At 68.5% G+C, this 11,597-nt stretch carries 12 protein-coding genes and 1 riboswitch; of the genes, 4 read left to right on the top strand and 8 right to left on the bottom strand.

Going from position 1 to position 11,597, the window contains the following annotated elements:
• Positions 1-1,913, bottom strand: a 1,913-nt coding sequence (gene thiC, locus DTA15_RS29665) for a phosphomethylpyrimidine synthase ThiC (RefSeq protein ID WP_111990729.1), incomplete at its 3' end; no start/stop codon positions are given.
• 75 nt (positions 1,914-1,988) lie between these two features.
• A riboswitch (TPP riboswitch) is annotated at positions 1,989-2,105 on the bottom strand.
• Positions 2,106-2,374: 269 nt separating this feature from the next.
• Here thiC and DTA15_RS29660 point away from each other — a divergent pair.
• The 3 genes from DTA15_RS29660 (at position 2,375) to DTA15_RS29650 (ending at position 4,159) form a co-directional block, all read left to right on the top strand.
• Positions 2,375-2,632 (top strand): pentapeptide MXKDX repeat protein, encoded by a 258-nt coding sequence (locus DTA15_RS29660; protein WP_006483713.1) that lies wholly within the window; start codon positions 2,375-2,377, stop codon positions 2,630-2,632.
• A 76-nt stretch (positions 2,633-2,708) separates the two neighbouring features.
• Positions 2,709-3,341, top strand: coding sequence for a cytochrome b/b6 domain-containing protein (locus DTA15_RS29655; protein ID WP_006483711.1), 633 nt, complete (start codon positions 2,709-2,711; stop codon positions 3,339-3,341).
• Between the two features lie 29 nt (positions 3,342-3,370).
• The gene (locus tag DTA15_RS29650; RefSeq protein WP_006483716.1) at positions 3,371-4,159 is read left to right on the top strand and encodes a molybdopterin-dependent oxidoreductase; all 789 of its coding nucleotides are present in this window, start codon (positions 3,371-3,373) and stop codon (positions 4,157-4,159) included.
• 34 nt (positions 4,160-4,193) lie between these two features.
• Here the strand turns inward: DTA15_RS29650 and DTA15_RS29645 are convergent, their stop codons facing one another.
• Complete coding sequence (locus DTA15_RS29645; protein ID WP_006483720.1) at positions 4,194-4,475, bottom strand: helix-turn-helix domain-containing protein; 282 nt, start codon at positions 4,473-4,475, stop codon at positions 4,194-4,196.
• Positions 4,472-4,825, bottom strand: coding sequence for a type II toxin-antitoxin system RelE/ParE family toxin (locus tag DTA15_RS29640; RefSeq protein WP_006483710.1), 354 nt, complete (start codon positions 4,823-4,825; stop codon positions 4,472-4,474). The genes DTA15_RS29645 and DTA15_RS29640 overlap by 4 nt, the downstream gene beginning before the upstream one ends.
• Positions 4,826-5,317: 492 nt before the next feature.
• Between DTA15_RS29640 and DTA15_RS29635 the strand changes: the two genes are divergently transcribed.
• Entirely contained in the window at positions 5,318-6,493 is a 1,176-nt protein-coding gene (locus DTA15_RS29635) for an EamA family transporter (RefSeq protein WP_012492452.1), read from the top strand.
• Positions 6,494-6,514: 21 nt separating this feature from the next.
• On the opposite strand, the gene DTA15_RS29630 is transcribed toward DTA15_RS29635, so the two are convergent.
• The 5 genes from DTA15_RS29630 to DTA15_RS29610 all read right to left on the bottom strand — a co-directional run bounded on the left by DTA15_RS29630 (position 6,515) and on the right by DTA15_RS29610 (position 11,580).
• Positions 6,515-7,714 (bottom strand): MFS transporter, encoded by a 1,200-nt coding sequence (locus DTA15_RS29630; RefSeq protein ID WP_012492453.1) that lies wholly within the window; start codon positions 7,712-7,714, stop codon positions 6,515-6,517.
• 174 nt (positions 7,715-7,888) lie between these two features.
• Positions 7,889-8,713, bottom strand: coding sequence for a phosphodiesterase (locus DTA15_RS29625; RefSeq protein ID WP_006481828.1), 825 nt, complete (start codon positions 8,711-8,713; stop codon positions 7,889-7,891).
• A gap of 84 nt (positions 8,714-8,797) precedes the next feature.
• Positions 8,798-9,829 carry an ABC transporter ATP-binding protein gene (locus DTA15_RS29620; RefSeq protein ID WP_006481773.1) on the bottom strand — a complete coding sequence of 344 codons (1,032 nt, stop codon included), beginning with the start codon at positions 9,827-9,829 and terminating at the stop codon, positions 8,798-8,800.
• 13 nt (positions 9,830-9,842) lie between these two features.
• On the bottom strand, positions 9,843-10,745 hold the full coding sequence (locus DTA15_RS29615; RefSeq protein ID WP_006481771.1) for an ABC transporter permease: 903 nt from the start codon (positions 10,743-10,745) through the stop codon (positions 9,843-9,845).
• Between the two features lie 10 nt (positions 10,746-10,755).
• Positions 10,756-11,580: an ABC transporter permease gene (locus DTA15_RS29610; RefSeq protein WP_006481841.1), complete on the bottom strand. Its 825-nt coding sequence runs from the start codon at positions 11,578-11,580 to the stop codon at positions 10,756-10,758.
• Positions 11,581-11,597: the final 17 nt, after the last annotated feature.

Here is an 11,597-nt window from a genome sequence, read left to right as displayed (position 1 = left end):
TCGGCGCCGGTCTTCACGAACTCGACCGCCTTGACCTCCATCCCCTTCTTCAGCGCTTCGGTTTCCGACACGCCTTGCTGCGCCGCGAATTCGCGCACGTCCTGCGTGATCTTCATCGAGCAGAAGTGCGGGCCGCACATCGAGCAGAAGTGCGCGACCTTGGCCGAATCCTTCGGCAGCGTCTCGTCGTGGAATTCGCGCGCCTTGTCCGGGTCGAGACCGATGTTGAACTGGTCTTCCCAGCGGAACTCGAAGCGCGCCTTCGACAGCGCGTTGTCGCGCACCTGCGCGCCCGGGTGACCCTTCGCGAGGTCGGCGGCGTGCGCGGCGAGCTTGTACGTGATGATGCCTTCCTTCACGTCGTCCTTGTTCGGCAGGCCGAGGTGCTCCTTCGGCGTCACGTAGCACAGCATCGCGGTGCCGAACCAGCCGATCATCGCGGCGCCGATGCCGGACGTGATGTGGTCGTAACCCGGCGCGATGTCGGTGGTGAGCGGCCCGAGCGTGTAGAACGGCGCTTCCTTGCACCAGTCGAGCTGGAGATCCATGTTCTCCTTGATCAACTGCATCGGCACATGGCCGGGGCCTTCGATCATCACCTGCACGTCGTGCTTCCACGCGATCTGCGTGAGTTCGCCGAGCGTCTTCAGTTCGCCGAGCTGCGCTTCGTCGTTCGCGTCGTAGATCGAGCCGGGACGCAGGCCGTCGCCGAGCGAGAAGCTCACGTCGTACGCCTTCATGATCTCGCAGATCTCTTCGAAGTGTTCGTACAGGAAGCTTTCCTTGTGATGCGCGAGACACCACTTCGCCATGATCGAGCCGCCGCGCGACACGATGCCCGTCATCCGGTTCGCGGTGAGCGGCACGTACTGCAGGCGCACGCCCGCATGGATCGTGAAGTAGTCGACGCCTTGCTCGGCCTGCTCGATCAGCGTGTCGCGGAAGATTTCCCAGGTGAGATCTTCGGCCTTGCCGTTGACCTTTTCGAGCGCCTGGTAGATCGGCACCGTGCCGATCGGCACCGGGCTGTTGCGGATGATCCACTCGCGCGTTTCATGGATGTGCTTGCCGGTCGACAGGTCCATCACCGTGTCGCCGCCCCAGCGGATCGCCCACGTCATCTTGTCGACTTCCTCGCCGATCGACGACGTGACGGCCGAGTTGCCGATGTTCGCGTTGATCTTCACGAGGAAGTTGCGGCCGATGATCATCGGCTCGGATTCCGGGTGGTTGATGTTCGCCGGGATGATCGCGCGGCCGCGCGCGACTTCGTCGCGCACGAATTCCGGCGTGATCTCGGCCAGCGCGTTCGCGCCGAAGGCCGCGGCGCCGAACGCCTGGCCCGGATGCTGGCGGCCCATCATCGCGGCGAGCTTCGCGCCGTTCGGGCCGCTCGACTTCAGGCTCTCGATGTACTCGGCGCGGCGCTGGTTCTCGCGGATCGCGATGTATTCCATTTCCGGCGTGATGATGCCCTGGCGCGCATAGTGCATCTGCGTGACGTTCTTGCCGGCCTGCGCGCGGCGCGGGTTGCGGTGCAGGCCCGGGAAACGCAGCTCGGCCGTGGCCGGATCGGCCGCGCGCTCGAGGCCGTACTGGCTCGACAGGCCGGGGAGCACTTCGGTGTCGCCGCGCGCTTCGATCCAGCGCTGGCGCAGCGCCGGCAGGCCCGCGCGGATGTCGATCTTCGCGTCCGGATCGGTGTACGGGCCCGACGTGTCGTACACGTAGATCGGCGGATTCTTCTCGCCGCCGAAGCCGGTCGGCGTGTCGGCCTGCGTGATTTCGCGCATCGGCACGCGGATGTCGGGTTGCGAACCGGTCACATACACCTTGCGCGAATTGGGCAGCGGCGCGACAGCAGCGGCATCGACGTGGGCGTCGGCGGACAGAAACTTCGGATTGGCGTTCATGCAATCTCCTGATGTGGGGCGCTAGCTAAGCAGGAGACGAGATTCGTGAGGCGGCGGGTTTCGTCAGAGGGATGGCGGCGAAATCCGTACGCTTCCCTGCGCTGGCATTATCCAGATCAGGTTCAAAGGGTATTTCTCACCCGCAATGCCGGTTGTTTGACCGAACGCATTGCAGGACCCCCGCGTTAGCAAGGGCACACGATACACCGGCTTGGCGGCGGTTTCAACCGGGTGCGGCGCGGATGCCGCCGGGCGATGGCCCGCTCGTGGCCGCCGCCGTGCGCACGGTGCGCCGCAGCAAGCGTTGCCGTCGACCCGCCACGCGGCCCGGACACAAGCGGCGCGCAGTGCAGCATTTCCTTCCCTTATTCCCGGCTTCGAAAAAATTTTCGCAAGCGCTGTCATTTCCGGCCGCGTGCTCCGTCTATTCGACTCCTAAACCCACGTATCGGAGAGATGTCATGAAAAACGTATTCGTCGCCGCCTGTGTCGCCGCACTCGCCACGATTGCCACGGGGGCCTACGCGCAGAACGATGCGATGTCGAAGGACGGCATGTCGATGTCGAAGGACGCGATGGGCCACGACGCGATGGCGAAGGACGGCGCGATGAAGAAGGACGGCATGAAGAAGCATGCGATGAAGAAGGATGCGATGGGCCACGACGCGATGAAGAAGGGCGACGCGATGAAGAAGGACGCGATGAGCCCGTCGAACTGACGAATGCGGGCGGGGCGCGGCCGCCCGGTTACCGGCGCGCGTCGCGTCCCGCTGCATCATCCCGGGAGTCTTCATCATGCAAACGGTTCCTGTCACGGATCGCGCGGGCGCGCCGCCGCCCGCACCGACGATCCATCCGCGCTGGGTGCGCGCGAGCCATTGGCTCAACGCGCTCGCGGCGGTCCTGATGGCGTTGTCCGGCTGGCGGATCTACGACGCGTCGCCGATCTATCCGTCGTTCACGTTCGCGCACGGCATCACGCTGGGCGGCTGGCTCGGCGGCGCGCTGCAATGGCATTTCGCGGCGATGTGGCTGCTGGTCGGCAACGGGCTGTTCTATCTCGCGATGTCGATCGCGACCGGGCGCTTCGCGCGCAAGTTGCTGCCCGTGACGCCCGCGTCGGTGTGGCGCGACGTACGCGCCGCGCTCGGCGGGCGGCTGTCGCACGACGACCTGAGCGTCTACAACGCAGTGCAGCGTGCCGCATACCTGACCGCGATCGTCGATCTCGTCGTGCTGGTGCTGTCGGGGCTCACGATCTGGAAGTCCGTGCAGTTCCCGCTGTTGCGCGAATTGTTCGGCGGTTACGACAACGCGCGCATCGTGCACTTCTGGGCGATGGGGCTGCTGGTCGCATTCGTGGTCGTCCACGTCGCGATGGCGTTGCTGGTGCCGCGCTCGCTGCTCGCGATGCTGCGCGGCCGCTGACCCGCGCGTCGCGGGCGAAGGAAATCATCATGTCGGAATCCGAAAAAAACCGGAGCGCGCCGCGCTGGACGCTCGATCGGCAATCGCTCGAACTCGACGTGCGCCGCACGCTCGAGATGCCGTCGCGACGCCTCTTCAACCGGCGCGTGCTGACGCTCGGCGGCCTCGCGATGCTGACCGGCTGCACGCTGCAGGACGACGCGTCGGTCAACACGTTCCTCGAGAAAGTGTCGCGCATGAACGATCGCGTGCAGGCGTGGCTGTTCAATCCCGACCGGCTCGCGCCGACCTATGCCGAAGCCGACATCACGCGACCGTTTCCGTTCAACGCGTACTACGGGATCGACGACGTGCCGCACGTCGACGAATCGACGTATCGGCTCGTGTTGTCCGGCCGTGTAACGGGCAAGCGCGTGTGGACGCTCGACGAGCTTCGCGCGCTGCCGCACGCGGAACAGATCACGCGGCACATCTGCGTGGAAGGGTGGAGTGCGATCGGCCGCTGGGGCGGCACGCCGTTCGGCGCATTCCTCGCGCGCGCCGGCGCCGACACGCGGGCGAAATACGTGGGCTTCAAGTGCGCGGACGACTACTACGAAAGCATCGACATGCCGACCGCGCTGCATCCGCAGACGCTGCTCGCGTTCGATTACGACGGCCGTCGGCTGCCGCCGGAATACGGGTTTCCGATGAAGCTGCGGATGCCGACCAAGCTCGGCTACAAGAACCCGAAGCACATCATGGAAATCTTCGTGACCGATACGTTCCCGGGCGGCTACTGGGTCGATCAGGGCTACAACTGGTTCGGCGGATCGTGAGCGGTGCGCGCGGCGTGCACCGCGTGCGTATGCGTCACGCGGAATCGCGCACCTGCAGATCGACGCGCAGGCCGACTGCCGAGGCCATGTTCACGAGCGCGTCGAGCCCGAACAGGTTGATCTTGCCGCGCATCAGGTCGGAGACGCGCGGCTGCGTGACGCCCAGCTGCTTCGCGGCCTCGGCCTGACTCAGTTCGAGCCGCGCGATGCGCTGCTTGAGCGCGATCATCAGTTCGGAGCGCAGCTTCATGTTCGCGGCTTCCGCCGGCTCGCGCTCGATTGCGTCCCAGACGTTCGCGTAACGTTCATCGGTCATCGTTTCAACTCCATCATCAGCGCCCGATAGCGGCGGGCGGCGAGGTCGATATCGGTCTTGTTCGTGCGCGTCGATTGCTTGCGCAAGCAGTGCAGGACGTAGACGGCCTCGGTGAAAGTCGCGACGTAGACGATCCGGAATGCGCCGCTTGCATCGCGCAGGCGAATTTCCCGCACGCCGACGCCGATCGTGCGCATCGGTTTCCAGTCGTCGGGTGCGAGGCCGCGCTGCACCTGATCGATCGGGTGGCCGGCTTCGCGTCGCGCAGGCAGCGGAAAGCCGCGGAGATCGGCCTGCGCGCTGCCGACGAAAACGACGGGCTTCGGCGGAAGAATGTCTGGATTATACAAAATTTTGTATGGTCTATGCAGGTGTCGGAAAGAAGCCGCGGGCGCCACCAGGAGCGCGCGCCGTCCGTCACGATAGGCGCGTCACGACGCGCCGACGCACAAACTGGTCGTCAGGCCGATGCTGGATCAAGGGGGGCGAATGGCGGCGCCGGCGCTCCGCGCCTTGCGTATCCGGCCCCGGATTTCGCCGCACCGCCGCGCGAAAAATGTCGCGCCGAAACATCAGTCGATAGGCTTTCAGACAGGTCCGACGATGCTTTCGAATCCTTGATGCCATAATGCCGAGCGTGTGCAGCCGACGCGGGTGCGCACGTTTTTTTTTGCCCGTTTTTGTCCCTTTGCCGCCGCTTGCCGGTTCTCTTTCGTCGCCGTTCGCACTGCCATGTCGTTCCGCACGTTCGCTCTGCCTTCCCGGTCCCGCGTGGACCGTTTGCCGGCATCGCCGGCGTCTTTCAGCGGAGCACGCGGCGTGACGTGCGGGCAGGTGGCTCGATGACGCCGCTCGACCGCCTCCTCGATTTCCTTGCCCGCTTTTCGTTCCGGATCCGCCTGCCGCAAAGCCGCGGCGGCCGCGTGGCGCTCGCGCTCGTCTTCATCTATTTCGTCTGGGGCTCGACCTACAGCGGGCTGCATTTCGCGCTGCAGTCGTTCCCGCCGCTGCTGCTGTCGGGGCTGCGCAACCTGCTCGGCGGGATCGGCCTGTTCATCTTCGCGCTGCGGCGCAAGCCCGAATGGCCGACGCTGCTGGAAATCCGCAACTCGGCGATCGTCGGCACGATGCTCGTCGCGCTGTCGTCCGGCACGATCGCGCTCGGCATGCGCACGGTCAGCAGCGGTTCGGCCGCGGTGATGGTGGCCACGGTGCCGCTGTTCGCGACCGTGATCGCGGCGGTGGCGGGGCGGCCGGTGACGAAGGGCGAATGGGCGGCCGTCGCGCTCGGGATGGTCGGCATCGTCGTGCTGAATTCGGGCGGCGCGGCCGCCGCGAATTCGGCGCTCGGCACGATCTGCGTGCTGGCCGGCGCACTGTTCTGGGCGGGCGGCGCGCATCTCGCGACGCGCCTCAAGCTGCCGTCCGACCTGTTCCTGTCGACGTCGCTGCAGATCGGCCTCGGCGGGCTGATGTCGACGATCGTCGCGTGGCTGCTCGGCGAACGCGTCGAGCAACTGGCCGTCGGGCCCGTGTTCGCGTTCGCGTACCTGATGGTGTTCTGCACGATGGCCGCGTACGTCGCGTACGGCTACCTGATCCGCCACACGAGCCCGATCATCGCGAGCAGCTGCATGTACGTGAACCCGATCGTCGCGGTCGCGCTCGGCGCGCTGCTGCTGGGCGAGCCGGTGACGATGGCGACCGTGGTCGCGACCGTCGCGATCCTCGGCAGCGTCGGGTTGTCGTTCTTGTTCGATCCGGCGCGCCGGCCCGCGGCGGCGGCGACCAGTTCGCCGGCCGTGGCGGCCGAGCAGGCGCCGACGGCGGACGCTTCGCCCGTCGCCGAGCCGATCGCCGCGCCGGAGGCGGCGCCGATCCTCGCGCCTTCCGCTGTTCCGCTCGCGGTGCCGACGCCCGCAGCGGTGATGGATCCCGCCGCGGTGATCGATCCGGCCCCGGCGTTCGCGCCGCCGCCCGCCGCCGTCGAGCCGGCCGCGTCGCGCACCGACGCGTGACGCCGCCGTGGCCGGTCGCGCTCAGCCGCGCCGGCCGCCGCGATGGTGGAACCAGCCGGCGAGCGCCGTAAACAGCAGGCCGGCCGCGCACATGCCGGTCCAGCCGAACGCGCGCCATGCGGCGACGCCGGCCGACGAGCCGAGCGCGCCGCCGATGAAATAGCACACCATGTACACCGTGTTGACGCGGCTGCGCGCCTCGGGCTTCAGCGCATAGATGCGCGACTGGTTCGAGATCTGCGCGGCCTGTACGCCCACGTCCAGCACGATCACGCCGATCACGAGCCCGACGAGGCTCGATCCCGACAGCGCGAAGATCACGAACGACAGCGCGAGCAGCGCGATCGCGAGCGAGATGATCGCGCGCGGGCCGCGCCGGTCCGCGAAGCGGCCCGCATACGGCGCGGCGAGCGCGCCCGCGGCGCCGACGATCCCGAACAGGCCGGCCGCCTGCGGGCCGAGATGGAACGGCGCGCCGGCGAGCAGCAGCGTGAGCACCGGCCAGAACGCGCTGAACGCCGCGAACAGCGCGGCGCCCGTCAGCGACGCCTCGCGCAGCCCGCGCAGTTCGACGGCCAGATGCCACATCGAGCCGAGCAGCTTGCCGTACGACAGCGTCGACGTCGGCGAGCTGCGCGGCAGCCGCAGCACGATCACGACGGCGAGCGCGACGAGCGCCGCGACCGACGCGGCGAACACCGCGCGCCAGCCGAAATACTCGGCGACGAAGCCGGCGGCGGTACGCGCGAGCAGGATGCCGAGCAGCAGGCCGCTCATCACGGTGCCGACCGCGTGGCCGCGTTCGGCCGGCGGCGCGATTTCGGCGGCGAACGGCACGGCCTGCTGCGCGATGGTCGCGAGGATGCCGATCGCGAGGCTGGCGACCGCGAGCACGGCCAGCGACGGGGCGGCGGCCGCCACGATCAGCGCGATCGAGAGCCCGGCGATCTGCAGCAGGATCAGCCCGCGGCGATCGAAACGGTCGCCGAGCGGCGCGAGCAGGAACATGCCGGCCGCGTAACCCAGCTGCGTCGCGGTCGGTACCGCGCCGATCCACGATGCGCCGTCCGGAAAGGCCGAACGGAAGCTGTCGAGCAGCGGCTGGTTGTAGTAGATGTTCGCGACCGACACGCCCGCGATCGTCGCGAGCAGCAACAGCAGGCTGCGCGAGTAGTGGGGCGAGGCGGCGTCGGTCGGACGGTCGGTGGAGGAAGTGGACATGGCGGCAGGCACGGAGTTGGGCGGCGCGGCAAGCGGCGCACGCATCAGGTGCGCCGGCGAGCCGGGCGCCGGTCGAGGCTGCCGATCATACCGGAGCGACGTGAATCCTGCCGGCGGCAGCCGGCGCGACGGGCCAGCTACCGCCCGTCACGGCACGCGCCGCGCGTCGCGTGGTCAGTCGACCAGCTCGCCCGTCGGCTCGTAGAACGGATACGGCCCCGCGCCTTCGTCCACATAGACGTGATGCGACGTCATTCCCGTATCGGGTGCATGGTGGTGGACCGCGAACGCCGGCGGTTCGAGCCGGAACGCGGATGGCCCATCGGCCCGCAGGTCGAAGGCGACCTGGTGCGCGGGCGACGGCACCGCGGACACGAGCGTGCCGCCGAAGCGCGTGAACATCGTGCGGTGCACGTGACCGCACAGTACGCGCTCGACGTTCGGATGATCGCGCAGCAGCGCGTCGAGTTTCGCGGCGGCGGCGGGCGCGAGACGCAGCTTGTCCATGTGGCCGATGCCCGACACGAACGGCGGGTGATGCAGCGCGACGATCACCGGCCGCTCGCGTGCGGCGTCGAGCTGTGCGGCGAGCCACGCGAGCCGTGCGTCGCACAGGTCGCCATGGCTCGCGCCCGGCACCTGCGAATCGAGCGCGAGCACGCGCACCGCGCCGACGTCGAGCGCGTATTGCACGAATTCGCCGTCCTGCAACTCGGCGCGATCTGCGAACGCGCGGCGCAATCCGGCGCGATCGTCGTGATTGCCGATCATCAGGTAATACGGAATCTCGAGCGCCGCGAGCAGCCCGCGCAGGTTGCCGTACTCTTCATCGTGGCCGAAGTCGGTCAGGTCGCCGGTGACGAGCACCGCGTCGGGGCGCGGCACGAGTGCATTCAGTTTCTCGACGCAGCGCGCGAGCGCGGCCGCCGTGTCGACGCGCCGGTACGCGAGCTGGCCCGGACGCTTGATGTGGAGATCGCTGATTTGAGCAAGCAGCATCGTCGTTCCTCGGAATCGTCTGGTTGTTGTCGCGGCGGTGTGCGCCGCCGTGGGGTGCTGCATGAATGATGCCCGATCGACGCCTTACGCGCCGAGCGCGATCAGACCTTCCGGCGCGATCGCGAGGCCGACCGCCGTGCCGCGTGCGAGCGCGATGCGGCCCGGCACGTCGATCACGAGCGCGTCGGGTGCCGCATGCTCGATCGTGAGGCGCGTGCGCTCGCCGAGGAACGCGCACGCGCCGACCGCGCCGCGCAGCGGCGCATGCGCGGGATCGGCGAGCTGCGCGTCCTCGGGGCGGAAGAACCATTCGTCGGCCGCATGCGGCGTGACGATCACGCCGCCGGTCGTTTCGAGCGCGCCGTCGCGCCACTGGCCCGCCAGCCGGTTCAGCGTGCCGATGAACTGTGCGACCGTGCGGTTCGCGGGGCGGTAGTAGATCTCGCGCGGCGTGCCGATCTGCTCGATGCGGCCCGCACCCATCACGACGATCCGGTCGCCGAGTTCCATCGCTTCGGCCTGGTCGTGCGTCACGTAGACGGTCGTCACGCCGAGCGTGCGCAGCAGCGTGTTCATGTCGCGGCGCAGCACGTCGCGCAGCTTCGCGTCGAGCGCGGTCAGCGGTTCGTCGAGCAGCAGCACGCGCGGCCGCACCGCGAGCGCGCGCGCCAGCGCGACGCGCTGACGCTGGCCGCCCGACAGTTGATCGACCGGTTTGTCCGCGTGCGCGTCGAGCCGCATCATCGCGAGCAGCTCGTCGACGCGTTCGCGCAACGCACGCGGCTCGGTCTTGCGGATCTTCAGCCCGTAGCCGACGTTGCCGCGCACCGTCAGGTTCGGAAACAGCGCGTAGTTCTGGAACACCATGCCGACCTGCCGGCGCTCGATCGGAAGCAGGGTGACGTCGTCGTCGCCGAACGCGATGGTGCCGCCGGCATCGGGTGTGTCGAGGCCCGCGATCAGGCGCAGCGTGGTCGTCTTGCCGCAGCCCGACGGCCCGAGCAGCACGAGCGTTTCGCCGGCGCCGATCGACAGGTCGAGCGGTTCGAGCACGCGTGTGCCGCGGAAGGTCTTCGCGCAGCCGGTCAGGGTGATGGGAGTGGAATCGAGTTTCATGTTTGCGAAAAAATCAGCGCGGGCGCTGCTTCGGCGCGCGCGTACCGGACGGATCGACGCCGAGCCACTGCATCGCGACGAGCAGCGGCAGCGTCATCAGCAGGAACAGGATCGTGTACGCGCTGCCGACTTCGAGCCGCAGCGACGCATACGTATCGGCGAGCCCGACCGGCAGCGTCTTGGTGTCGGGCGTGTGCAGCATCCACGTGAGGTTGAATTCGCCGATCGACAGCGTGAGCACCGCGAGCGCGCCCGCGACGATGCCGGGCCGCAGGTTCGGCAGCACGATCGTGACGAAGCGCGTGACGAACGACGCGCCGAGGCTCGCCGCGCCTTCCTCGAGCGTGCGCAGGTCGGCGCCGGCCGCGACGGCCGCGACCGCGCGCACCATGAACGGCAGCGTGAACACGACGTGGCCGACGACGATGAACCACAGGCTCATCCGGAACGCGGTGAAGCCGCCGTACACGACCAGCAGCGCGAGCGCCGAAGCAAGCCCCGGCAGCGCGACCGGCAGCACCAGCGCTTCCTCGATCGCACGCGCGATGCGGTGCTTGCTGCGCGCGAGCGCATAGCCGGCCGGCACGCCGACCGCGAGCACGATCGCGAGCGTCGCGAACGCGACGTAGAGCGACAGCGCGACCGAGCCGTGATACTGCTGCCACACCTGCTCGAGCCAGCGCAGCGTGAGGCCGCTCGACAGGCCGCGGAAATAGTTGACGGTCAGCCCCGCGAGCACCGACATCACGACGGGCACGATCAGGAACGCGCACAGCAGCAGCGTGACGCCCCATTGCAGCGCGGCGATCGCGCGTGCTCCCGCGACGCGCGGTGCGTGGCGGGCGGCAGGCTTCGCGGGCAAGGAAGCCGGAACAGGGGCCGGGGCGGGCGCGGACGAGCCGGAAAGCGATGGCATGCGGAAATCCTCAGGCCGCGGCGGCGGCGGTATGGCCGGTGAAGCGCCGCGCGAGCGCGAGCACGGCCCAGGTGACGATGCCGAGCACGATCGACAGCCCGGCCGCCGTCGCGATGTTCGCGTTCAGCGTGAATTCGGTATAGATCGTCATCGGCAACACGTTCAGGTCGGTGGCGAGCGTAAACGCCGTGCCGAACGCGCCCATCGCGGTCGCGAAGCAGATCGCGCCGGCCGCGATCAGGCCCGGCGCGAGCGCCGGCAGCACGATGTCGACGAAGATGCGCCACGGCGACGCGCCGAGCGAACGCGCGGCTTCCTCGAGCGACGCGTCGAGCTTCGACGCGGCCGCGATCACGGTGACGATCACGCGCGGGATCGAGAAGTACAGGTAGCCGATGAACAGGCCCGCCACCGAATACGCGAAGACCCACTTGTCGCCGGTGAGCTTCGCCGACAGCATGCCGATCAGCCCCTGGCGCCCGGCGAGCATGATCACCATGAAGCCGACGACGACACCCGGGAACGCGAGCGGAAACGTGAGCAGCGCGAGCAGCACGCGCTTGCCGGCGAATTCGCGGCGCGCGAGCAGCAGGCCCGAGATCGTCGACAGCGCGAGCGTCGCGAGCGTGACGCCCGCGGACAGCGCGACCGTCTCGCCGAGGCTCTTCATGTAGCGGGCATTGCCGAGCAGCGCCGCATAGTGCGAGAAGAACGCGCCGTCGGCGGACACTTGCACGAGCGACGCCATCGGCAACAGCCAGAACGCGACGAATACCGCCAGCGCCGGCGCGACGAGCGCGACGCGCCAGCGCAGCGGAAAAGTCAGGTCGAGCATGACGTGGGGCCGGCCGC

The sequence above is a fragment of the Burkholderia cenocepacia genome (assembly GCF_900446215.1).
Taxonomy (GTDB): Bacteria; Pseudomonadota; Gammaproteobacteria; order Burkholderiales; family Burkholderiaceae; genus Burkholderia; species Burkholderia cenocepacia.
This window is presented reverse-complemented; position numbering and strand designations above follow the sequence as displayed.

Coding starts and splice junctions, on each gene's coding strand:
- DTA15_RS29635 (WP_012492452.1), top strand. CDS start 5,318: ATGACGCCGCTCGACCGCCTCCTCGATTTCCTTGCCCGCTTTTCGTTC.
- DTA15_RS29625 (WP_006481828.1), bottom strand. CDS start 8,713: ATGCTGCTTGCTCAAATCAGCGATCTCCACATCAAGCGTCCGGGCCAG.
- DTA15_RS29660 (WP_006483713.1), top strand. CDS start 2,375: ATGAAAAACGTATTCGTCGCCGCCTGTGTCGCCGCACTCGCCACGATT.
- DTA15_RS29610 (WP_006481841.1), bottom strand. CDS start 11,580: ATGCTCGACCTGACTTTTCCGCTGCGCTGGCGCGTCGCGCTCGTCGCG.
- DTA15_RS29650 (WP_006483716.1), top strand. CDS start 3,371: ATGTCGGAATCCGAAAAAAACCGGAGCGCGCCGCGCTGGACGCTCGAT.
- DTA15_RS29655 (WP_006483711.1), top strand. CDS start 2,709: ATGCAAACGGTTCCTGTCACGGATCGCGCGGGCGCGCCGCCGCCCGCA.
- DTA15_RS29620 (WP_006481773.1), bottom strand. CDS start 9,829: ATGAAACTCGATTCCACTCCCATCACCCTGACCGGCTGCGCGAAGACC.
- DTA15_RS29645 (WP_006483720.1), bottom strand. CDS start 4,475: ATGACCGATGAACGTTACGCGAACGTCTGGGACGCAATCGAGCGCGAG.
- DTA15_RS29630 (WP_012492453.1), bottom strand. CDS start 7,714: ATGTCCACTTCCTCCACCGACCGTCCGACCGACGCCGCCTCGCCCCAC.
- DTA15_RS29615 (WP_006481771.1), bottom strand. CDS start 10,745: ATGCCATCGCTTTCCGGCTCGTCCGCGCCCGCCCCGGCCCCTGTTCCG.